Origin of the sequence: Blautia sp. AM47-4 (assembly GCF_003479865.1) — a bacterium.
In the GTDB taxonomy this organism is placed as follows: Bacteria; Bacillota; Clostridia; order Lachnospirales; family Lachnospiraceae; genus Fusicatenibacter; species Fusicatenibacter saccharivorans.
On sequence record NZ_QUHY01000032.1, the window covers coordinates 1 to 21,613 of the forward strand.

Annotated in this window: 21 protein-coding genes and 4 pseudogenes; 20 read left to right on the forward strand and 5 right to left on the reverse strand. The window is 46.7% G+C overall.

From position 1 onward, the window contains the following. The 7 genes and pseudogenes from ltrA to DW965_RS15935 form a co-directional block, all read left to right on the forward strand. On the forward strand, positions 1 to 1,187 hold a 1,187-nt coding region (gene ltrA / locus DW965_RS15905; protein WP_119198602.1), incomplete at its 5' end, for a group II intron reverse transcriptase/maturase. A gap of 198 nt (positions 1,188 to 1,385) precedes the next feature. Next, the gene (gene tnpA, locus DW965_RS19415) at positions 1,386 to 1,727 is read left to right on the forward strand and encodes an IS66 family insertion sequence element accessory protein TnpA (RefSeq protein ID WP_199669430.1); all 342 of its coding nucleotides are present in this window, start codon (positions 1,386 to 1,388) and stop codon (positions 1,725 to 1,727) included. Next, positions 1,720 to 2,073 carry an IS66 family insertion sequence element accessory protein TnpB gene (gene tnpB, locus DW965_RS15915; RefSeq protein ID WP_119198603.1) on the forward strand — a complete coding sequence of 118 codons (354 nt, stop codon included), beginning with the start codon at positions 1,720 to 1,722 and terminating at the stop codon, positions 2,071 to 2,073. Before tnpA ends, tnpB begins: the two co-directional genes overlap by 8 nt. Before the next feature lie 152 nt (positions 2,074 to 2,225). Beyond that, entirely contained in the window at positions 2,226 to 3,872 is a 1,647-nt protein-coding gene (gene tnpC, locus DW965_RS15920; RefSeq protein ID WP_119198604.1) for an IS66 family transposase, read from the forward strand. 867 nt (positions 3,873 to 4,739) lie between these two features. Further along, the gene (locus DW965_RS15925) at positions 4,740 to 5,009 is read left to right on the forward strand and encodes a hypothetical protein (protein WP_055227428.1); all 270 of its coding nucleotides are present in this window, start codon (positions 4,740 to 4,742) and stop codon (positions 5,007 to 5,009) included. Next, positions 5,002 to 5,280: a DUF4160 domain-containing protein gene (locus DW965_RS15930; protein ID WP_055227426.1), complete on the forward strand. Its 279-nt coding sequence runs from the start codon at positions 5,002 to 5,004 to the stop codon at positions 5,278 to 5,280. The genes DW965_RS15925 and DW965_RS15930 overlap by 8 nt, the downstream gene beginning before the upstream one ends. A gap of 502 nt (positions 5,281 to 5,782) precedes the next feature. Continuing rightward, a pseudogene (locus tag DW965_RS15935) lies at positions 5,783 to 5,965 on the forward strand (AAA family ATPase); the annotation flags it as partial. 140 nt (positions 5,966 to 6,105) lie between these two features. On the opposite strand, the gene DW965_RS15940 reads toward DW965_RS15935, so the two are convergent. Next, entirely contained in the window at positions 6,106 to 7,278 is a 1,173-nt protein-coding gene (locus DW965_RS15940; protein WP_119198605.1) for a sensor histidine kinase, read from the reverse strand. Further along, on the reverse strand, positions 7,275 to 7,922 hold the full coding sequence (locus DW965_RS15945; RefSeq protein WP_243004565.1) for a response regulator transcription factor: 648 nt from the start codon (positions 7,920 to 7,922) through the stop codon (positions 7,275 to 7,277). Before DW965_RS15945 ends, DW965_RS15940 begins: the two co-directional genes overlap by 4 nt. Before the next feature lie 133 nt (positions 7,923 to 8,055). On the opposite strand from DW965_RS15945, the gene DW965_RS22280 reads away from it, so the two are divergent. From DW965_RS22280 to DW965_RS15960, 3 genes are all read left to right on the forward strand, one after another. Further along, positions 8,056 to 8,199, forward strand: coding sequence for a CD1871A family CXXC motif-containing protein (locus DW965_RS22280; RefSeq protein WP_117760973.1), 144 nt, complete (start codon positions 8,056 to 8,058; stop codon positions 8,197 to 8,199). Then, complete coding sequence (locus tag DW965_RS15955; RefSeq protein WP_117760975.1) at positions 8,192 to 9,106, forward strand: 4Fe-4S binding protein; 915 nt, start codon at positions 8,192 to 8,194, stop codon at positions 9,104 to 9,106. The genes DW965_RS22280 and DW965_RS15955 overlap by 8 nt, the downstream gene beginning before the upstream one ends. 83 nt (positions 9,107 to 9,189) lie before the next feature. Continuing rightward, complete coding sequence (locus tag DW965_RS15960) at positions 9,190 to 10,131, forward strand: TlpA disulfide reductase family protein (protein ID WP_118600837.1); 942 nt, start codon at positions 9,190 to 9,192, stop codon at positions 10,129 to 10,131. Between the two features lie 105 nt (positions 10,132 to 10,236). On the opposite strand, the pseudogene DW965_RS22680 reads toward DW965_RS15960, so the two are convergent. Then, positions 10,237 to 10,524 (reverse strand): annotated as a pseudogene (locus DW965_RS22680) (hypothetical protein); the annotation flags it as partial. On the opposite strand from DW965_RS22680, the gene DW965_RS15970 reads away from it, so the two are divergent. The 6 genes and pseudogenes from DW965_RS15970 to DW965_RS19200 all read left to right on the forward strand — a co-directional run bounded on the left by DW965_RS15970 (position 10,520) and on the right by DW965_RS19200 (position 15,469). Next, complete coding sequence (locus tag DW965_RS15970) at positions 10,520 to 10,723, forward strand: hypothetical protein (protein ID WP_118600833.1); 204 nt, start codon at positions 10,520 to 10,522, stop codon at positions 10,721 to 10,723. The pseudogene DW965_RS22680 and the gene DW965_RS15970 overlap by 5 nt on opposite strands. A 240-nt stretch (positions 10,724 to 10,963) precedes the next feature. After that, positions 10,964 to 12,304, forward strand: coding sequence for a TrkH family potassium uptake protein (locus DW965_RS15975; protein ID WP_117804786.1), 1,341 nt, complete (start codon positions 10,964 to 10,966; stop codon positions 12,302 to 12,304). Between the two features lie 19 nt (positions 12,305 to 12,323). Then, positions 12,324 to 12,971, forward strand: coding sequence for a potassium channel family protein (locus DW965_RS15980; RefSeq protein WP_022462603.1), 648 nt, complete (start codon positions 12,324 to 12,326; stop codon positions 12,969 to 12,971). A 235-nt stretch (positions 12,972 to 13,206) separates the two neighbouring features. Continuing rightward, on the forward strand, positions 13,207 to 15,195 hold the full coding sequence (locus tag DW965_RS15985; protein ID WP_118639959.1) for a DUF4118 domain-containing protein: 1,989 nt from the start codon (positions 13,207 to 13,209) through the stop codon (positions 15,193 to 15,195). After that, positions 15,188 to 15,274 (forward strand): annotated as a pseudogene (locus DW965_RS22285) (DNA-binding response regulator); the annotation flags it as partial. The gene DW965_RS15985 and the pseudogene DW965_RS22285, both read left to right, overlap by 8 nt. Positions 15,275 to 15,325: 51 nt before the next feature. Beyond that, on the forward strand, positions 15,326 to 15,469 hold the full coding sequence (locus tag DW965_RS19200) for a hypothetical protein (protein WP_158579545.1): 144 nt from the start codon (positions 15,326 to 15,328) through the stop codon (positions 15,467 to 15,469). Between the two features lie 90 nt (positions 15,470 to 15,559). On the opposite strand, the gene DW965_RS15995 is transcribed toward DW965_RS19200, so the two are convergent. Together DW965_RS15995 and DW965_RS16000 are read right to left on the reverse strand one after the other, a co-directional pair. Continuing rightward, positions 15,560 to 16,840 (reverse strand): metallopeptidase TldD-related protein, encoded by a 1,281-nt coding sequence (locus tag DW965_RS15995; protein WP_117804784.1) that lies wholly within the window; start codon positions 16,838 to 16,840, stop codon positions 15,560 to 15,562. Further along, positions 16,840 to 18,261, reverse strand: a complete 1,422-nt coding sequence (locus DW965_RS16000; RefSeq protein ID WP_117804783.1) for a TldD/PmbA family protein — start codon at positions 18,259 to 18,261, stop codon at positions 16,840 to 16,842. The genes DW965_RS15995 and DW965_RS16000 overlap by 1 nt, the downstream gene beginning before the upstream one ends. Positions 18,262 to 18,505: 244 nt before the next feature. Between DW965_RS16000 and DW965_RS16005 the strand changes: the two genes are divergently transcribed. From DW965_RS16005 to fabD, 4 genes and pseudogenes are all read left to right on the forward strand, one after another. Continuing rightward, entirely contained in the window at positions 18,506 to 19,435 is a 930-nt protein-coding gene (locus DW965_RS16005) for a beta-ketoacyl-ACP synthase III (protein WP_119198606.1), read from the forward strand. Positions 19,436 to 19,486: 51 nt separating this feature from the next. Next, positions 19,487 to 19,714 carry an acyl carrier protein gene (gene acpP / locus DW965_RS16010; protein WP_022462597.1) on the forward strand — a complete coding sequence of 76 codons (228 nt, stop codon included), beginning with the start codon at positions 19,487 to 19,489 and terminating at the stop codon, positions 19,712 to 19,714. A gap of 30 nt (positions 19,715 to 19,744) precedes the next feature. Beyond that, positions 19,745 to 20,682, forward strand: a pseudogene (gene fabK, locus DW965_RS16015) (enoyl-[acyl-carrier-protein] reductase FabK). Then, on the forward strand, positions 20,679 to 21,599 hold the full coding sequence (gene fabD / locus DW965_RS16020) for an ACP S-malonyltransferase (protein WP_119198607.1): 921 nt from the start codon (positions 20,679 to 20,681) through the stop codon (positions 21,597 to 21,599). The pseudogene fabK and the gene fabD overlap by 4 nt, the downstream one beginning before the upstream one ends. The last annotated feature ends 14 nt before the right edge of the window (positions 21,600 to 21,613 follow it).

Genomic DNA, 21,613 nt, shown 5'->3' on the forward strand with positions numbered 1-21,613 from the left:
ACGGAATGAAGTACACAGAACTTAAAGAACATCTTGTAAAGGACGGCGAAATTATCAAGGAACAGTTGAGGACAAGAAAATATAAACCTCAACCAGTACGAAGAGTGGAAATACCAAAGCCAGACGGTGGTGTCAGAAACCTGGGAGTACCAACAGTAACAGACAGATTGATACAACAAGCCATTGCACAGGTCTTAACACCAATCTATGAGGAACAGTTCCATGACCATAGCTACGGATTCAGACCGAATAGATGTGCACAGCAAGCAATCCTAACAGCACTTGATATGATGAATGATGGTAATGACTGGATTGTAGACATTGACTTGGAAAAGTTCTTTGACACAGTAAATCATGATAAGTTGATGACTATTATTGGTAGAACGATTAAAGATGGAGATGTCATCTCTATTGTTAGGAAATACCTAGTTAGCGGAATCATGATAGATGATGAGTATGAGGACTCTATTGTGGGAACACCGCAAGGAGGAAACCTTTCGCCGCTACTGGCAAACATCATGTTGAACGAACTGGATAAGGAAATGGAAAAGAGAGGGCTTAATTTTGTACGATATGCGGATGACTGTATTATCATGGTTGGAAGTGAAATGTCTGCAAACAGAGTTATGAGAAATATCTCACGATTCATCGAAGAGAAACTAGGGCTCAAAGTCAACATGACTAAGAGCAAAGTAGATAGACCAAGTGGACTTAAATACCTTGGGTTTGGATTCTACTTTGATTCAAGAGCACATCAGTTTAAGGCAAAACCGCATGCAAAATCAGTAGCGAAGTTTAAGAAAAGAATGAAAGGACTCACCTGTCGTAGTTGGGGCGTCAGCAACAGCTATAAGGTAGAAAAGCTCAATCAGCTTATCCGAGGTTGGATAAACTACTTCAAGATAGGTAGTATGAAAATCTTATGTGCGAAATTAGATGCAAATATTCGGTATAGACTTCGTATGTGCATATGGAAACACTGGAAAACTCCGCAGAATCGTGCAAAGAATTTGATGAAGCTTGGAATTGACAGGATTACAGCATACAAAGTTGGTTATTGTTCAAGAGCCTATGCTCATGTATGTAGCTGTGGTGCTGTAAATATAGCAATAACAAACAAGAGATTAGCCTCATTTGGACTAATCTCAATGTTAGATTATTACACTGAAAGGTGTGTTACATGTTAAGTTGATTGAACCGCCGTGTACCGAACGGTACGCACGGTGGTGTGAGAGGTCGAAAATTCCTCATCAAGAGGAATTTTCTCCTACTCGATTACCCATTTTTAGCCTGTCTGCTCGTAAGTAGGTAATCATCCGTATCTGTTTTTTTGTTTTTTATTCTGCTACAATCTCCTTAAAACTCAGGAGGTATTCTATATCACTATGAATAAAGAAGAAAAAGCAAAACTCTGGTCTGACCGTATCCAACAATACCAGACCAGTGGACAAACATGTAAACAATGGTGTACAGAAAACGGTATCCATTTATCTACGATGGGATATTGGATCCGCAGATTTGCAAAAGAAGAGCCGGCATCCGAATCTGAACAGGATATGGTCTTTGTCAGACTTCCATCTGAACAGGAAGCTGCCAGAAAGCTGCTCTCTGAGGAATCTTCATCGGTGCGTATTTTTATTTCAGACAGTATCCGTATTGAAATATCTGATTCCTGCAGACCGGAACTGATGGAATCTATACTGGGATTCCTGCAGCGCCATGCTTGACCTGGCAGGAGGAACAACGGTATATCTTTCCTGCGAAGTCACTGATCTGAGAAAAAGTTACAATGGTCTGGCCGCCATCATCAAATTAAAATTTCACCTCGACCCATACTCACGCTGCATGTTTGCGTTCTGCAACCGTCGGCGTACTTCTATAAAGATCCTTCAATGGGACGGATCCGGATTCTGGAGCCTGATGAAACGGCTCGACCGTAATGCTTTTCAATGGCCGGATACTCCAGATGAACTCCATCAGGTGACTCTGAAAGAGATCCACTGGCTGTGTGACGGGCTCTCTTTAAATCCCAGGGGTGCATTTGAGGAACACCATCCAAAGATCATCCTGTAAGCATAAGACAGCGGAGCTGTCAATCCCGTAAAAATCATGAAAAACAGGGCATTTCCCAGCGTATTTCCTATATCTGGAAACGCAGTTTTTTATAGGAAAACAGTTGGAACCATGATATACTTTTTATAACGCTAAAGCAGGGAGGACAGGACATGGAACCGATCTTTACAGATAAACAGCTGAATAACATGAGCCGTGAAGATCTGATCTCATTGATGAAGATCGTACAGGAACAGACAAAGAAGAAGGATACAGAGATCCAGCTGCTGAAGGATAAACAGAAAGAACTCGAATTCTTAAATGCCATGCTCTCTGACCGTCTTACCCTTGCGCAGAGAAAACAGTTTGGGGCATCCAGTGAAAAGTATGCCGAAGGCTATGAACAGATGAACCTGTTCAATGAGGCGGAAGCCAATGCGGATGCGGAAACAGAGGAACTTTTTGAAGAGATCCGGCCATCCTCTTATAAATGTAAAAAAAGAAAAGGAAAGAAGGAAGAAGATCTTTCCAATTTTGAGACCGTTGCGACCAGGACCTATAAACTGGAAGGGGAAGCCCGTTACTGTCCGGAATGCGGAAAAAAATACAGCGTAGTAACAAAGGAGACCGTAAAACGCCTGCGTTTTATACCTGCAAAGTTTGAGGTTGAAGAAGAGATCACTTATGTATACAGCTGTCCGGAATGCGGATCCATGAAACGTCCGGAAAAAGAACCTTCCCTGATCCGTGGGAGCATTGCTACACCTTCCCTCGTAGCAGGTATCATGAACGCTAAATATGTAAACGGGATGCCTCTGGCACGTCAGGAAAGAGAGTTTGCCAGATATGATCTCGATCTCTCCACAAAGACTATGGCGAACTGGATCATAAACTGTGCAGACAGACACCTGAAACCGCTGTATCAGCTGATGAAAGAGGAACTTCTGGAAAGCAGATATATCCATTGTGACGAAAGCCGGATCCAGGTACTCGGAGAACCGGATCAGAAAGGGACGACCCAGAACTGGGTGTGGGTATATCTCACAGATGAATTCAGTGGTTCCCCGCAGATGGTACTCTTCGATTATGAAAGGACCCGTGCGGGATATCATCCTGTAAACTTTTTAGGGGACAGGTTTCATGGGTATCTGACCTGTGATGGATATCAGGCTTATCACAGTTTAGGAGAAGGTATCATAGTAAGCGGGTGCCTTACCCATGCAAGACGACGTTTTGATGCAGCCCTCACAGCATTAAAAAAAGACTTTACAAAAGAACAGCTGAAAGAGACCGTTGCATATCAGGCGATGTCAAGGATCGGGATCCTCTATAAGATCGAGGAAATGATCCACAATAAAACACCGGAAGAAAAATATGAGGAGCGCCAGAAACAGTCCCGTCCGGTTATGGATGCCCTGTTTGAATGGCTGCATACGATGGAAGATTCTGTAGACAGGTCCTCCCTTATTGGTGATGCCATTTTGTATACGCTTAATCAGGAAGCATATCTGAAACGCTATCTGGAAGATGGCCATCTCAGTATAGACAACAACAGTGCAGAACGTGCATTGAAAAACTTTGCAGTGGGACGCCGCAACTGGCTGTTTGCCAAAAGTGTATGGGGAGCTGGTGCCAGTGCCCTTGTTTACAGCATTACAGAAACGACACTTCTGAACCATCTGAAACCATACGCATATCTGATTTATATATTGGATGAACTCAGAAAAATGGGAGCTTTTCCTAAAGAGGAAGAGTTAAAGAAACTGCTTCCATGGTCAGAAGATCTTCCGGAATACTGCCGTACTAAACTAAAAAAATAATACTAAGCCATCTGATATAGAATTTGGCAGACAGCCAGAAACAGTATCAGATGGCTTTTATAAAATGTCAATATACGGATGATTACCTACTTACAATTATCAGATAAAGTTCGGATATTATTAGAATTTTATAAATTTAATTACTGGCATCTTACGATGCCAGTAATTAAATAACAAAAAACTTTAGTAGGTTAATTTTAAAAAGCAAAGAGATTAAATTAAAACATATTTTCAGTTGATAGAAAATTAGTGGAGAGATATAATGAAGCAAATTAAATATTATGACAGAGTGTACATGTTTCGAGTGCGAAAGGTAAATAAACAGAAAAATACAGGGAGATTCGCACCGGAAAAATGAAAGGATGAAGAGAAAAGCGAAGAGAAGCTAGGTGAAAAAGAAAAGCTAGAATGAGAAATTTGGAAAAAATTAATAAAAATAAGAAGTGTTTAGCAGCAAAAATTATTTGAATTTGCAGTCGCTTTCCGTGAAGGCGTGAGTTGAAATCTCTTTGGCGGTCTGGCCGCGCTCGCTCCCTTGCTGTCGCCTTCCGTGAAGGCGTGAGTTGAAATAACAAAATTCTTGAAATTATATCCGATCCCGTTCGCGTCGCCTTCCGTGAAGGCGTGAGTTGAAATAGGTCGATTTCGGCTTTTCGAACATTACTGTCCGTCGCCTTCCGTGAAGGCGTGAGTTGAAATATGCCAAAAAAACGCGTGGCGGAGCATATCGCAACGTCGCCTTCCGTGAAGCGGACGGTGGAATTTACTTTTGAAATTTTCAGTGAAAGAATTTAGCTTTTAATCACATGACAACGACAGGGTATGATGCTATAATGAGTTTAAAAATAAGAAACGGGGTGACGTTGTATGATGTATCCATATATGACACTGGCAGATGAAACGGAGATTGTTCATTCACAAATTGTTGAAAAAGATGGAATGAAAAAAGTTATTGTAAACTTTGAACGACCAACAGAAGATGGATTTGATTCGGCAAGGTGTGAATTGCCTGATTACAAATGGACAGAACGCCAAGGATATTCGGATGAAGAAATAGCAATGTTTGAAGAACTCCTGCATAGTAATGCTCATTTGCTATACCGGTATGCGGAGAATGGGGGGATTCAAATTGCCTAAATTGTTTATGGTATGTGGATATACGGTATATTTTTGGTCTAATGAAAATGGAGAACCAATTCATGTTCATATATCAAAAGGTAAGCCTACTCCAAATGCGACTAAAATATGGCTTACAAAGTCAGGTGGATGCATTTTGGCAAGTAATGGAAGTAAAATTTCCAAGAAAGAGCTGAATGAATTGATGGAATTTATATCAGCACAGTTTTTCTTTATTTGTGCAAAATGGAAAGAGGCATTTGTGACGGATGAGATAGGATTCTATTGTTAAGCATATTGTAACTTATAGTACATCGGGGACCGGTTCCAAGGCGGTCAATCCAAAAGAAGATCACTATAATTCTGATACAAAGATAAGATTAAAAGATTTTCCTAATATTCCCATGACCTTAGCAAACGAGACACATGGGGGTATGCCCTATGAAAATGAATAGAAAAAGCGAGTAAAACGGCAGGGGTCTCGAAAAGGAGACGGCTGCCGTTTTACTCGCTTTTTACCAGGGTTTTCCAGCAGTACGATAGTTCCCGTCTACTCAGATTTTCATAGGGTCAGACCCCTAGAGTTGCGTGGACCAAAGGCTTTGGGCGACATCCGGGGCGTGACCTACATATACGGAATGTTCTACCGCTTCGGACTGATTGATGTGCCGTAAACGAGGCAAAGCAGAAGATAGGATCAACTTGCCATTTGAGTTCCCAAATGGTAAAATCAAAATGCACTGGGATATAATATCCTTTGCCTGTTAATGTAGCTTCGGAAAGGGCGTGGAAGAATGGCAGCGACGTTAAAACTTCCGGTTGGTATCGAAGATTTTAAGGAAATTCGCCAACAAGGTTTTTACTATATTGATAAGACAAGACTGATTGAACAGCTTCTTGACAGCTGGGGAAAGGTAAATCTTTTTACAAGGCCCCGCCGTTTTGGTAAGACCTTAAATATGAGTATGCTCCGAAACTAACGGATAATGAAAAACAAAGATATGGCGCGCTTGTCCGAATGCAGGACGGAAAATACGCAATGGACGAAGATACGCTGGAATCGGCACTTCAGACATTGCAGAACAGATTATATCATCGACTGGCTTTTGGGATGATGTCACTGTGTAAAGACTACCTCAAAGATCGTTCCACCGGACGGGCTGGACTGAACGGTTATTCTGCCGTCATGTACGCGCACGATTTCATGAACCAGGGCCAGCCCAAGGCCTACTCCGCCAAGCTGGCGGCTTCTGGATTTATCTACGCGGAAGAATGGTTCAAATATGCGTTCTTTTAATTCAGCCGGGATTCCGCTTCCGGTATCTTCTACGGACAGGCAGATGTTTTTTCCCTTCCGGTATGCGGTTACGGTAACCTGTCCGCCGAAATGGTTGTATTTGATTGCATTCTCAACAAGATTGTATACCATCCGGTAAATCAAAATGTCACTTCCGACCATAGTGGTATCTTTACAGTTCCCGATCAGTTTTATCTTTTTTTCCTGAGCAAGCGGTTCCAGATCCACCAGTACTTCATCGACGAGGGCATCAACGGCAATGGTTTCATCCCTGCTTACTGTTTGAAGCTCACTCATATCGAGCAGTGTCTTGACCATTTTGCTGAGTCGGCCGTTTTGCTCCGTCACCATTTTCAGTGTTTGTAAGGTGTCGGCGTCATTGCCCGGATGCGGGGTGGAATGGTATAAATCGAGCTGTACCTGCATGACAGACAATGGGGTTCGAAGCTCGTGTGCTGCATTTGCCGTAAACTGTCTCTGGATTTCAAAAGCATCTGCGAGACGTTCCAGCATCTTGTTATACGAAATACGAAGCTGGTTCAGCTCTTTTACTTTGTTTTCTTCAATGCGCGAATCGGCCAGATTCTGTGCCTGCACCTCCTCAATTTTTTCGGAGAACTCACGAATGGGTCTGAGCGCATGGCCACTGATAAAATAGGTAGCGACACCGCCAAGAAGGGCCAATAAAGCGGAAAGGATCAGACTGTTTCTTTTGTAGTCTGCTTTATTGTTGTACACCTGAACAGAGAAATCTCTGGCAAATTCATCCCACTTGTCCTCCGGAATGCTGATATAGATTTGATCGGAACCGTCTGTGGCACCGTCCCCGTCCTGATCTTCGGCATCATCGCCCCTGGCATCTACGGTCTCCTGCAGGGAATCGATATAATAAATTCCGTTTTTATAGACAAGCAGGGTCAGACATCCACAGATGACCGCAATATATAGGGTAATGATACAGGTAAGTCTCCACTGCAGTGATATTTTTTTCATCGGTCGGACTCCTCTCGTATTTGATATCCTTCGCCTACTTTATTCAAAATCGGATCGTATCCAAGTACCGCCCTGAGCTTTCGCCGAAGCGAAGACATATGTACGCGGATGGATCCGCTGAAGCTGTCCACGGAGGCATCCCAGACATGCTCGATCAATTCTTCCTGACTTACCGGTCTGCCAAGGTGAAGAAGCAGATATTCCAAAATGCCGTTTTCTTTTCTTGTCAGGGGAACCAGGGTTCCGTTGGCATAGGCCTCTCGTTTGATGGTATCGAATTTGATCCCGCCACTTTCCAGACAGACATCCTTTTGTACAAATTTTCTTCTCGTCAGACTGCGGATCCGCGCTTCCAGCTCCTGCAGATGGAACGGCTTTTCCATATAATCATTTGCCCCGGCATCGAGTCCTTCTACTTTGTCTGCAATCTGTCCTCTTGCAGATAAGATCAGCACCTTCGTTTCTTCGTTTTCCTTCCGGAGCTCTTTTAGAAGATCCATTCCGTCCATGCCGGGCAGATTGAGATCCAGGACAATCAGATCATAATTTTCTGCCAGGATGCATTCCAGAGCCTCCGCCCCATCATAGCAGGTATCTACCTCGTACCCGGCGGAGTACAGACTTCTGGCAACTGTGTCACACATTTGTTTCTCATCTTCCACGATTAATAATCTCAAAATTTTTTTCACCTGCCCATTTCTTAACAATGATTTTACAACAGCTATTGTATAATATCAGAGTCAGCTGGTCAATCAATAAAATCAAAGGAGCAACCACATTTTGAAATGCGGAAAAATATCTCAAATTGTTCTAGTTATCACAGGCATAGCGATGATGGGCTATGGCGCCGTCAGAGGGGAAGCGGCTGCTGTGCTTGGGAAAGCAATTAAATTATGTCTGGAGTGTGTCGGAATTGGATAAGAAAAAGAAGTTACGATCAAAGAAAATAGCCGGAATACGCGGGTGGATCCAGGCAGCGGCCACACTGCTTACCAATCCTCATATCCCCAATTTTTTTCAGGGCAAAATATATCAGGGCAAGGCGAAAACGGTATGCGTACCGGGCCTAAACTGTTATTCCTGTCCTGCTGCGACGGGAGCGTGCCCCATCGGAGCCTTTCAGGCGGTTGTCGGATCATCCAAATTTAAGTTTTCCTACTACATAACCGGGTTCCTGATTTTACTCGGCGTGACACTGGGAAGATTCATCTGTGGTTTTTTGTGTCCGTTTGGATGGTTTCAGGATTTGCTTCACAAAATCCCTGGAAAGAAATTCTCCACGGCCAGACTGAAGCCGCTGCGGTATCTGAAATATATCATCCTTGTTGTTTTTGTGATTCTTCTGCCGATGTTTGCAACGAATTCGATCGGGATGGGAGATCCGTTCTTCTGCAAATATATTTGTCCGCAGGGCGTTCTGGAGGGGGCGATCCCGCTTTCCATCGGAAATGCCGCAATCCGGTCTGCACTGGGCAAGCTGTTTTCGTTTAAATTCTGTATTCTGATTACGGTTGTCGTGCTCAGCATCTTGTTTTACAGACCCTTCTGCAAATGGATCTGTCCTCTTGGGGCAATCTATTCCTTATTTAATAAGGTAAGCTTTTTACATATCACGATTGAAAACAGCAAATGTGTCGGATGCAATCAGTGTTCCAGGGCATGTAAAATGGATATCGACGTGTGCCGGACCCCAAATCATCCGGAATGCATCCGATGCGGAGCCTGCATCAAGGCCTGCCCGAAGGATGCGATCCACTATCAGTTTATGGGAAAAACGTGTCAGAAAAAGGACACCGGAGATCAACAGTCAGAGATCAGAAACCATTGATCAGCAGCAGATCACGAAGCATCGAAGGATGATATTGAATTCTTGTTTTTTACATTATACTATCTTAAAAGGAGCCATAATTTATGAAAACCAAAAGAACTTTTATCCCTGTTTTTACACTCAGCGTAGCATTATTACTTACCGCATGCAACGGAAAAGAGGCTGCAGACACAAAGAAAACGCAGACAACCCAGACGGAATCCGGCACAGAAGCTGTTACGGGATCTGTTGCGGAATCCGGAACCGAAACGGCAGGGGCTTCCGGCACAAAGCTGGACGATTTATATCAGCAGGAGAACCAGATTTTTGCAGATCATGCGGATGTATGGAACAAGGTGTTTGGCATGATGAATAAAAGCACGGCGGATCCAAGCGGAAATTATGCGGATTATCTGGCAGACACGGTTGAAGCCAACAAGGATTCTTTTTCAGAGGACGAGCTGAAAACACTGACGGATGATATTCAAACGATACGAACAATCGAGGAACAGATGGCGGAAATAGAAAACGGCAATACAGCATCGGAAGATAGCGACGCGAAAAACGATTCCGAAGAGGCATCTCCGTTCCGGGATTTCTCGGGCCAGGATTATGATGGCAACACCGTTGACGAAAGTCTGTTTTCCAAAAATGCGGTAACGGTCGTGAATTTCTGGTTTACTGGCTGCAAGCCTTGTGTTGCTGAGTTATCCAAGCTGAACGAATTAAACGATGCAATCAAATCCATGGGAGGCGAGGTTGTAGGCATCAACACAGAAACCTTCGACGGAAATCAGGATGCGATCAAAGAAGCAGCAGCGGTTCTTGAAAGCCAGGGTGCGAAATACCGCAATCTTTCCATTGACTCTGCTTCCGCTGCAGGAAAGTATGCTTCCGATATTATGGCATTTCCGACCACAATCTTAGTCGATCGAAATGGAAATATTGTGGGAGAACCGATGCTTGGCGGAATCGACAATCAGGAGAATTATGATACGCTGATGAAACAGATCCAGTCTGTGATAGATGCAGACAGCGCGAAGTAAGACGAGAGCTGCGGCAGCCAAAGGAAGCAAGCGATACCGCAAAGTGGGGCTCGCGGAAGTGATTTAGGGCTTGACATTATAGGAAGGGAGTGCGAAAAAGCAAAGTTACGTTTTTTCGCACTCCCTTTTCATAACAGGATTTTTTTCAAATACATTTACAAGACGAGGTAGCAGACAAAGGAAAAAGGAACGTTTTATTTTCCGTTTTGTTATGAATGGATAGTCCGTTCTGAATCCGCAGGTTTCATGGAGATCGTCAGTGATTTCCTGACGTTCATATACCGGCATGAAACCCTGTTCTTCTATATCCGCAAATGTTATGTCTTTTAAAGTGTGAAGTAATTGTTCTGTGGTATAAGTCCCTTTCAATTAGCGGTTTAATAACCGGATGAAAAATATTGCGGTGGCTCCTGTTATTCTGGAAGATGGAAGGCTGTCCTTCTGTGTTCCGGGGGATGATGGTCCTCCGTGGTCCGGGGTGTGGAACCTGACTGGAAAGATTGTTTTGGACGGGGATGATTATATTTACGAAAGCATCGGTCACCTGGTTGGCTGGTGCTTTTTTCGTGGGGAAATGGAGGTGGCGGAATGACGTATGAGTCGGGTCGAAGGAGATTGTGAAGGGTTCTGGATATATTTCCAGGTAGTGCTGAACCACATTGGGGTCAGACCTCATTACTGTTGTGGGAAACTTTTGGGCGGTTCCTGTTTTTGGGCTTGAAATTCGAAAAATCTTTATACAATCTTAATGCCATGGAAAAGGTATTTATACGTTTTTAAAGCGGAAGTCTCTAAAATAAGGAGGAATCAAAAAGAAGGAGTAAAAAGAGAAATGTGGAGTATAAAACTGCGATACAGGAAACAATGGTCGTCGTTTGAAATTATCATTCTTGGATTTGCGGGGGTAATTCTGGCAGGAGCACTGCTTTTGATGCTTCCTGTGGCTTCGCGGGAAGGAAATGTAACGCCATTTACAGAAACACTGTTTACTGCAACATCAGCCGCCTGTGTGACAGGACTGGCAGTCAGAGATACAGGAAGCTACTGGTCCGTCTTTGGACAGAGCGTGATTTTGCTGCTCATTCAGATCGGCGGTCTTGGTGTGGTTACGATCGCTGTTTCGATTGCGATGCTTTCCGGGAGAAAAATTTCCCTGATGCAGCGAAGCACGATGCAGGATGCGATTTCTGCCCCGAAGGTGGGCGGAATTGTGCGCCTGACGCGTTTTATCCTCAAAGGAACCTTTGGAATTGAACTGTTGGGGGCGTTGTTTCTTCTGCCTGTTTTTTTACGGGATTACGGCGGAAAAGGAATCTGGATGGCGTTGTTTCATTCTGTATCCGCATTCTGCAATGCAGGATTTGATCTTCTTGGAAAAACGGATCATCTGTATCCGTCCCTGACTTCTTATGTGGGAAATCCACTGGTTAATCTTACGATTATGGGGCTGATTGTAACAGGTGGAATCGGATTTCTGACCTGGGATGATATCTATACAAAAAAATACCATTTTCGTCAGTACTGCATGCAAAGCAAGGTGATCCTGCTTACAAGTCTGTTTCTGATTTTTGTTCCGGCGGCCTTCTTTTTCTTCCGGGATTTCGCCGGAATGCCGGTCAAGGAGCGGACGCTCTGCGCATTGTTTCAGTCCGTGACAACAAGAACGGCCGGATTTAATACGGCAGATCTTTCCGGGATGACAGGTGCTTCCCAGGCGATTATGATTGTTCTGATGATGATTGGCGGAGCACCGGGATCAACGGCTGGCGGAATGAAAATTACCACATTTGCCGTGCTGACAGCTAATGCGTCTGCTACGTTCCGTCAGAGAGAGGACACACAGATGTTTGGACGCAGGGTGGGCCAGGAGGTATTAAAAAATGCATCTACGATTCTGATGATGTATCTTTTTCTGGTGCTGATGGGAGGAATGGTGATCAGTGTGGCAGAAAATCTGCCGATTTCTGAGTGTCTGTTTGAGACAGCATCTGCTGTTGGAACGGTTGGCCTGACGCTTGGAATTACGCCGCAGCTCGGTGTTCTTTCGAAAGGAATTCTGATCGCACTGATGTTTCTTGGAAGGGTTGGAGGTCTGACGCTTGTTTATGCTGCGATGCCGGGGAGAAAGAGCGCACATGCAAAAATGCCGCTGGAAAAAATAAATGTAGGATAAGAAGAGAGGAAGAGATGAGATGAAAAATATTTTACTGATTGGAGTAGGAAGATTTGGGAGACATATTGCCATGCATCTGAATCAGCTTGGACATCAGGTGATGGCGGTAGACCGAAATGAGGAACGGATCGACGCCGTGATGCCGTATGTGACAAATGCACAGATCGGTGACAGTGTCAATGCAGACTTTCTGCGATCCCTTGGTGTGGGAAATTATGATGTCTGTATTGTGACGATCGGAAGCAGCTTTCAGGATTCGCTGGAAACCGCGTGTCTTTTGAAGGAGTTGGGCGCAAAATGGGTCGTGTCCCGGGCAGAACGGGATGTACAGGAAAAATTCCTGTTGCGGAACGGAGCGGATCAGGTTGTTTATCCGGAAAAACAGATGGCAAAATGGACAGCAATTCGTTACAGCTCGGATCATGTGTTTGACTATATTGAAATTGACAGTCAGTATGCGATTTTTGAGGTTGAAATCCCGGAGAACTGGATTGGAAAAAATGTCGGCCAGCTGGATATCCGGAAAAAATACGGTATTAATATTCTGGCAACAAGAAAATATGGAAAAACAGATGTTGCGGTGTCTCCGGAGACAGTTCTGGATGGCGATGCTACCATATTGGTTCTTGGTGAATATAAAGCGATCCAGAAATGTTTTCGAATCTGAAAGAGAGGTGATTTCTGTGTTAAGTGTAGGACTGCTCTTCGTTACCCTGGTCGGTTTTTTGTCTGGAGGTGTGCTCGTGGATCAGATAGAGACATTTTTCACGGAAAACAGAAGAGAGGAACCGGAAACGGGACAAAATTTCACGGAAAACAGAAAACAAGAACAGGGAACGGGAGAAAAAAAGATTTCCTGACTATAGCTTTCTCTTCATTTATGATCTACAATAGGAGGTGGGGTGAGACAGTTGGAAAAAGAAAAACAAAAAAAAGAGCATATCCTGGTGTGTCTGTCCTCTTCGCCATCCAATGAAAAAATTATTCGGACTGCGGCGCAGATGGCACAGGCGTTTCAGGCCGGCTTTACGGCATTGTATGTGCAGACAGCAGAAAAAACAGAAAAAACACCGGAGGATCTGGCAAGGCTGCAGAAGCATGTTCGTCTGGCAGAGCAGAGCGGGGCAGAAATTGTAACGACACACAGTGAGGATATTGCCCTGCAGATTGCAGAATACGCAAGAATTTCCGAGGTGACGCGGATTGTCATTGGAAAGAGCATGATGAAGCAGGGCTATTTCCATCAGCGAAGGGTGTGGACCGAGCGTCTGACGGATCTTGTGCCTGATCTGGAAATTCACATCATTCCAGACTCAGACGTGTACCGGAGATATCAGAAACGAAAAAAATTTCTGGAGTGGATGGAGTTGCCTTCCTGGAAAGAACTGATGCTTACGGTTCTGATTCTGGCTGCTGCGACCGGAATTGGAGAAATCTTTTTTCGGCTCGGTTTTACCGATGCCAATATCATTACCGTATATTTGTTTGGCGTCATGCTGACATCTATTCTGACCAGCGGTTATACCTGTAGTGTAATCAGTTCTGTGGCAAGTGTTATCCTGTTTAATTATTTTATGACAGAGCCAAGGCTTTCGTTGTATGCGTATGGTTCCGGCTATCCGGTGACCTTTGCGATCATGCTTGGCACTTCAATCCTGACCAGTACGCTTGCTTTAAAATTGAAAGAAAATGCAAAGCTTTCTGCACGAGATGCCTTTCGAACCAAGATTCTTTTTAATACCAGCCAGCTTCTGCAAAAGGCAGAGGATGCGTCAGAAATTTTTGATATTACGGCAACGCAGCTGATAAAGCTTCTGGGAAGAAATCTGGTTGTGGCGCCGGTAGAAAAAAAGAAAAACGGCATTGTGCAGGGAACTCTTTATAACGCCGAAACAGGAATAAAATCAGAAAAAGTTTTTAATGTGAAAGAACAGGAAATCCTGCAGTGGGTTCTGAAAAACCGGAAACGGGCGGGAGCTATGACAGAACGTTTTTCTGAAGAACCGTATCTGTACCTTTCCATCTATGCGGCACAGAACAGATATGGTGTGATCGGCATTTTCATCGGACAAAAGCCACTGGATGCGTTTGAGAACAGTATCCTGCTTTCTATTCTGGGAGAGTGCGCCATGGCACTGGATCGGGAACAAAGTGCGAGAGAAAAAGAAGAGGCGGCAGTCATGGCGAAAAATGAGCAGCTTCGGGTGAATCTGCTGCGGACGATTTCCCATGATCTGCGCACACCACTGACATCAATTCTCGGCAATGCAGACTCTTTGATCAGTAACTTTGACGCACTGGACGAAGGGATGCGGAAACAGATTTTTTCGGATATTTATGAGGATGCCGGATGGCTGATTGAACTGGTGGAAAATCTGCTTGCGCTTACGAAAATAGAAGATGGAAGTGTAAAACTGCAGTTATCCGATCAGGTGGTTGAGGATGTAGTCCGTGAGGCGCTGCGCCATGTAGAACGGCGGAAAAACGAACATAAAATTACGGTGGACTGCGGGGAAGATGTACTGCTCGCCCGCATGGATGCAAAGCTGATTGTACAGGTATTGGTAAACCTGATCAACAATGCAGTAAAATATACACAGGCAGGATCCAAGATCCGGATTACAGCCGGAAAAGAAGAAAAAAACGTATGGATTGCGGTGGAGGATAATGGACCCGGCATTCCGGCGGAGTGCAGGGAGCATGTATTTGAAATGTTCTATTCCGGAAAAAATAAGGTGAGTGACAGCCGCAGAAGCCTTGGCCTTGGGCTGGCGCTGTGCCGCTCCATTGTAAATGCGCATGGCGGGGAACTGGTGCTTCGTGACTGCGCTCCGCACGGCTGTCATTTTCGTTTTACGCTGCCGCTCAGTGAGGTGAATTTAAATGAATAAGACATTGATACTGGCCGTGGAAGACGATACGCCGGTCCACAACCTGATTACGACAACACTGAAAACACACGATTATAAATAACCACATTGGGGTCAGACCCCATTACTGTTTAGAAATTTTGTTCTTGTTTTGGCAATTCTGACACTGCAGACTGTGCTGAATGACAATATCAAAACGGCAGAAGATGTTGAAACTTATCTGGGTCTTAACACCCTGGTCGTTGTTCCGGATTTTGGAAGCAAAAAGAAATCCAGAAGACGAAGAAAAGACTGAACATAAACACAGAAAATTAAAAAGGAGCATCTCCGGTTTCGAACTTGAAACCTGGAGATGCTCCTTTTTCGTATGCTGCAGAATGAAAAATTATTCTCCCGCCACCGTCACATCCCGCAGCAGTACCGCACACGGTACCACGCGGTTGTTTATCTGCTGTGTCTCTTTCGAGAAAGTCAGATTTTTCAGCACATCGTCATAACGGGCGGAAAGTGATCCGCTGGTTGTCGGATGGGAGGTGGTTCCGTCGCTCTCATACGCGAGCCGGATCTCACCGCCGCAGGTGCCGCTTACGGCATCCATATCAAACGCACTGAAATCGGTGATTTCTATATGCGGCATGCTGCGCAGCTCGTCGAGTGTTTTCGAACCGCCTTCAACTACCATGTTATTCATGGAAGTAGTATCCTTCATGCCGATATAATGGGCATGCTGAAGGCTGCCCCAGTAGGAGCGGCAGATGCCGTTTTCAAACAGAACGCGCTCGGCTACCGGCATACCGGTTTCGTCGTACGGCGCGTTTTTGGCAGAGCCGTCGAGCGTCGGCACGAGGCGGATATTCAGCGGATCCGCATCCGCACCGGTGATGGCTTCACCAATTTTTGCCTTTGCGACGCCCATGTACTGATAAGAAGCATTGGTATGCATAGCAAAATACTGGAAGAAACTGCCGACGGCGTCTCCGCTTAAGAGAACATCGGCGTGCTCGTTCTGGCGGGTCGGAACAGCATTCAGACGCTGGCGGCCAGTGTGGAACATTCCGCGCACTTCGGCGATGATCTTCTCGGCAGATTTGTCGGAGAAGCGGAGATCCTTGTAGATCTCAATCTCATGATCATCCTTGCGGGAGTTTGTGACAACCTCGATCTCGCAGTCAAAGCCGGAGAAGGTGACATCGACACCGCGGGAATTGCGGATGTGTGTCTGCTTCTGGTTGACGAAAATCTCATAGGAGTTTACGCGGGAATCCTCTTCCGCCTTGATTTCCTGCATAGCCTGCACCAGTTTTACGAGTTTAGCGGTAAGATCGCGGGAAGCATCAGCCATGTCGGCGCTTGCCTGGGCATCCGATGGCTCTGCAACAGGGTACCATGGGTTCTGCACAAACTGTGCGGCGAACAGCGCCTGGTCAATTTCCTGCTTCATTTCTTCGCGGGAAATGCCCTGGTGGATCTCTTTTTCTGCGCTTCCGCGGAATTTTCCATCCTCACTGTCGACAAAGACGGTCAGAAACGTATGAGTTACTTTTTTCGCGCGGCTCATGTCGAGCTTCTGACCGATGAAAAATGCCTCGCGGGATTCGGTCTGCTCTTCGCGGATCAGAAAGTCGCTGGCTTTGCTTGTTTTTAATACATCGTATAATTCGTTCATCAGCCTAACCTCACTTTACATTTCAGATACGGGCCGCCATCGCTGACTTTGACCCATTCTTTGTGACCTTTTCCGCACATGCCGGAGCCGAAGAGCTCTTCTTTGTCGGAAACCATGGAGATGCTCTTTAAGAGATCCGGAACGTAGCCGGTCAGGGTGACAGGAGATACGACTTTTCCGGTCAGCTTACCATCTTTGATCTCGCGGCCGAGTCCGACCATGCACTGGATGCCCCAGTGTTTCGGGTCTTCCATACCGGACTGAACGCTTTCGAGAAGATAGCCGTGCTCAATCGAAGCGATCATATCATCGAGTTTATCTGTGCCTGCGGTGAAGTAGGTGTTGGTCATACGGGAGTAGACTTTGCGCTCGAAGCTCTCGCGTTTTCCGTTTCCGGTCGGCGTGGTGCCAAGGCGGAGTGCGCTTACGAGATCGCTGATGCCGGTAACGAGTGTACCGTGGTCGATGACCGTGGTGTCGGTGCCGGGCGTTCCCTCATCATCAAAAAGATAACTGCTGACCTGCTGTGCGCCGACTGCTCCGTCGTGCATGGAGGAGAGCTGGGAGGCAACAGGCTTGCCGATATACTCTTTGGCGAGTGCGCGGTTTTTGACAAACATATCCATCTCGACACCGTGGCCGAATGCTTCGTGTGCAATCACGCCGGTGACATCCGGTGCGGTGATGACATCGTACATGCCAGGGATGACCGGATCGGAGTGGAGCTTGTCGTACAGAACGGCGATGATTTCCTCAACAATCGCATCCATCTCATTTAAGATTTCCACGCCTTTCAGGCCGGAGCAGGAACGGTACGACATATTCTGTTTTCCGTTTTCTGTGCCGATTGCGGAAAGGGAGCCCTCCGAGAAAGCGTAGGACTGCATCAGATCCTTTTTGGAGGAGAGGAACAGCTTGTTGACACGGGCGAAGCTGACGGTACTCTGGAATTCCAGAATTCCTTCATGGGCAGCGCCGGCGTTGCAGAGCTTCCGAAGGTGGGAGAGAATCTCCTCTGCGGAGACGGTCTCCGGGTCAATCTCGATTTCATTCTGCATCGTTTTGGTGATGGCTTCTTCCTGCACGAGAGGAGACTCCATCTGCGCGATGCCGAGTGCCTTTAATGCCTGAAATTCGGATTTCAGCGCGGAAGTAATTTCCTCCGCAAGATCTGTGGCATCGGTGAGGTTGTTGAAGGAATATTCGGTGTAGGAACCGTCCTGCCATGCACGGACAACGAAGCCGCGTTCACAGAAGTGATAATCGCCGACGGTGGTCTGATGCATGCTGACGCGGTAGGTCGTACCTTTGACATCGGTGCAGAGCACGCTGACATAATCGAATTCGCGCTCGAGCAGACGGATCAGTTCCTGAATCTGTGGTTTGATTTCCACAAGATAGGATGACATTGGAACCTGCATAAGTTTGGTGTCCTTTCTGGAGCCTGCCGGAGTGTTCGATAGAGAACCTGCGCCGGGGCTCAAAATAATAGAATCCGGAAAAAATAGTTTCGAAAAAATCCCGAACATAGTTTCATTATAGAAGTGGGAAATGGAAAAAGCAATAAAAAAAGGTTGACAAAATGAATTTTGATGATATACTTTGAATATCAAAACATTTGAAAAGAAAAATGTTTGAGAATGAAATAAGCAAGAGGACAGTAAGGTGAAAAACGGCAGAATTGCGGGAACCGGTTCGTATGTACCGGAGACGATATGGAAAAATGAAGATCTGGAAAAGATGGTGGATACGAGCGATATCTGGATCCGGGAGCGGACGGGAATCGGTGCGCGCCACATAGCCGGGGAGGAGACAGTTGCCCAAATGGCAGTAAAGGCGGCGAGAAGAGCGCTGGAAAATGCCGGGATCTGTTCGACAGAGCTGGATCTGATTCTCGTCGGAACCTCTTCGTCGGAGAGTATCTTTCCGAATACCGCCTGTCTTGTGCAGGATGAAATCGGTGCTTTCCGTGCCGCCTGTCTCGATGTCAGCGCCGCCTGCACCGGGTTTCTTGCGGTGTATGAACTGGGCCAGCTGTATATCCGGAGCGGCAAGGCAAAAAACGTGCTGCTGATCGGCGCAGATGCCCTGAGCCGCCTGGTGGACTGGCACGACCGCGGAACCTGCATTCTGTTCGGGGACGGCGCGGGAGCCATTGTGCTGACGGCGGAGGAACAGGAGACAAAAGCGTGCGAAAAGATCCATTCCGATGGAGAAAAAGGCGTGTCGCTGACCTGCGAAAAGGGAACGTATCTGCAGATGGACGGCCGTGCCGTGTTCCAGTTTGCTTTATCCCGCGTGCCGGAAGTCATCCGCGAGGTGCTGAAAGAAGCCGAGGTGCCGGTCGAGGAGATTGATGCCTTCATCCTTCATCAGGCAAACAGCCGCATCATCGACGGCGTGGCAAAACGACTGAAAGCACCGAAAGAAAAATTTCCGCGGAATATCGAAGCATACGGCAATACATGTGCGGCGAGCATTCCGATTCTGCTGGATGAGTGGAACCGGTCCGGCAGAGCCCAAAAAGGACAGAGAATCGTTCTCTCCGGTTTCGGAGCAGGACTGATCTGGGGCGCGGCGTACCTGGAATGGTAAGAAACGCCCATATAAAATAAGAAGAATAAGAAAAAAAGTGAGGACAAAAACATGTTAGAAAAAGTAAAAGAAACCGTAGCAGAAGCACTGGGAGCAGACATCGATACCATCACAGCGGAGACTTCCTTCAAAGAGGATCTCGGAGCAGATTCCCTGGATCTGTTTGAAATGGTCATGTCCCTCGAGGACACCTGCGGCGTGGAAATCCCGACCGAGGATCTGGAAACGATGGTAACTGTCGGTGATGTTGCAGAGTATCTGGAGCAGCACAAAAACTAAGAAAGATCGGGAAGCAGGAGGAAGCGATTCATGATCACAGAAGTGACAAAATTACTCGGGATTCAGTATCCAGTCATTCAGGGCGGCATGGCCTGGGTGGCGGAGCATCATCTGGCAGCGGCAGTTTCCGAGGCCGGCGGCCTTGGCCTCATCGGAGCATCGGCGGCACCGGCAGAGTGGGTTCGGAATGAAATCCGCGAAGCAAAAAAACTGACGGACAAACCGTTCGGCGTCAACATCATGCTGATGAGCCGTATGCGGATGAGGTGGCAAAAGTGGTTGCCGAGGAAGGCGTAAAAGTCGTTACGACGGGCGCAGGAAATCCGGAGAAATATATGGAACTGTGGAAAAACGCTGGTATCCGCGTCATCCCGGTGGTCGCTTCCGTGGCTCTTGCAAGACGAATGGAGCGCGCAGGCGCAGATGCCGTTGTGGCAGAAGGATGTGAGTCCGGCGGCCATATCGGCGAGACGACAACGATGGCACTCGTTCCGCAGGTGGCAGATGCCGTAAAAATTCCAGTCATTGCGGCCGGTGGAATTGCGGACGGACGCGGCATGGCAGCAGCCTTTATGCTGGGTGCCGAGGCGGTTCAGATGGGAACGCGTTTTGTCGCTTCGAAAGAGGCCGTTGTGCATGAAAATTACAAGCAGCTGGTGATCAAGGCGAAAGATATTGATACCCGCGTGACAGGCCGCACAACCGGTCATCCGGTGCGGGCGATCCGAAATGAGATGACACGTCATTATCTGGAACTGGAAAAAGAGGGAGCTCCGTTCGAAGAGCTGGAAAAACTGACGCTCGGCGGTCTTCGAAGAGCCGTTGTGGACGGTGATGTCAAAACCGGAAGCGTGATGTCCGGTCAGATTGCAGGTATGGTAAAAGACGAGAAAAGCTGCAAAGAAATCATAGAACAGATGATGAATGAGATGGAAGAACTTCTGAAAGGAGCACCGGCGCGGTTATGAGTAAAACAGCATTTATGTTTCCGGGACAGGGTTCCCAGTGTGTCGGCATGGGCGCGGATTTTTATGAAGCATGTCCGAAAGCGAGAGCTGTCTACGATATGGCATCCGAGCTGATCGGGATTGATATGAAAAAACTCTGTTTTGAGGAAAATGAACATCTGGATCAGACAGAGTTTACCCAGATTGCACTGCTGACAACCGGAATGGCGATGGAGCAGTCCATCCGGGCGTGCGGCCTTACGCCGGATGTGACAGCGGGCCTCAGCCTTGGCGAGTACAACGCGATTGTGTCCGCCGGCGGTATGGAAATGGCGGATGCGATGAAGGTCGTCCGCAGAAGAGGCATCCTGATGGAGGAGGCTGTTCCGGCAGGCGAGGGCGCGATGGCGGCGGTGCTCGGCATGGAAGCTGCAAAAATCGAAGAGATTTTGAGCGGGATTTCCGGCGCCTACATTGCCAATTACAACTGCCCGGGTCAGATTGTCATCACCGGATATGAGGCGGCAGTGGCAGAGGCTTCGGAAAAGTTAAAAGAAGCAGGCGCAAAGCGGGTACTTCCGCTGAACGTAAGCGGCCCGTTCCATTCCCCGATGATGGAAGCTGCGTCCCAGGGGCTGACCGAAGCGCTCGAGGGCGTCGGCTTTATGGAGTTGAAGATTCCGTATGTGACGAATGTAACCGGCCAGTATGTGCGTGATACTGCACTGACGCGCGGCCTTCTGATCCAGCAGGTGGCATCCGGTGTGCGGTGGCAGCAGAGCATCGAGGCAATGATTGCGGACGGCGTTGATACCTTCGTGGAGATCGGACCGGGAAGAACACTGACCGGCTTTTTAAGAAAAATCAACCGGGATGTAAAAGGTTACAATATCCGCACCTATGAGGAAATGCATCAGGTGTGCGAAACTTTATTATAGATAGTGGATTATGC

Excerpts from the sequence above, each read along its gene's own strand:
- tnpA (WP_199669430.1), top strand. The coding sequence starts at position 1,386 with ATGAATAAAGAAGAAAAAGCAAAACTCTGGTCTGACCGTATCCAACAA.
- tnpB (WP_119198603.1), top strand. The coding sequence starts at position 1,720 with ATGCTTGACCTGGCAGGAGGAACAACGGTATATCTTTCCTGCGAAGTC.
- tnpC (WP_119198604.1), top strand. The coding sequence starts at position 2,226 with ATGGAACCGATCTTTACAGATAAACAGCTGAATAACATGAGCCGTGAA.
- DW965_RS15925 (WP_055227428.1), top strand. The coding sequence starts at position 4,740 with ATGATGTATCCATATATGACACTGGCAGATGAAACGGAGATTGTTCAT.
- DW965_RS15940 (WP_119198605.1), bottom strand. The coding sequence starts at position 7,278 with ATGAAAAAAATATCACTGCAGTGGAGACTTACCTGTATCATTACCCTA.
- DW965_RS15945 (WP_243004565.1), bottom strand. The coding sequence starts at position 7,922 with ATGTGTGACACAGTTGCCAGAAGTCTGTACTCCGCCGGGTACGAGGTA.
- DW965_RS15960 (WP_118600837.1), top strand. The coding sequence starts at position 9,190 with ATGAAAACCAAAAGAACTTTTATCCCTGTTTTTACACTCAGCGTAGCA.
- DW965_RS15970 (WP_118600833.1), top strand. The coding sequence starts at position 10,520 with ATGAAAAATATTGCGGTGGCTCCTGTTATTCTGGAAGATGGAAGGCTG.
- DW965_RS15975 (WP_117804786.1), top strand. The coding sequence starts at position 10,964 with ATGTGGAGTATAAAACTGCGATACAGGAAACAATGGTCGTCGTTTGAA.
- DW965_RS15980 (WP_022462603.1), top strand. The coding sequence starts at position 12,324 with ATGAAAAATATTTTACTGATTGGAGTAGGAAGATTTGGGAGACATATT.
- DW965_RS15995 (WP_117804784.1), bottom strand. The coding sequence starts at position 16,840 with ATGAACGAATTATACGATGTATTAAAAACAAGCAAAGCCAGCGACTTT.
- DW965_RS16000 (WP_117804783.1), bottom strand. The coding sequence starts at position 18,261 with ATGCAGGTTCCAATGTCATCCTATCTTGTGGAAATCAAACCACAGATT.
- acpP (WP_022462597.1), top strand. The coding sequence starts at position 19,487 with ATGTTAGAAAAAGTAAAAGAAACCGTAGCAGAAGCACTGGGAGCAGAC.
- fabD (WP_119198607.1), top strand. The coding sequence starts at position 20,679 with ATGAGTAAAACAGCATTTATGTTTCCGGGACAGGGTTCCCAGTGTGTC.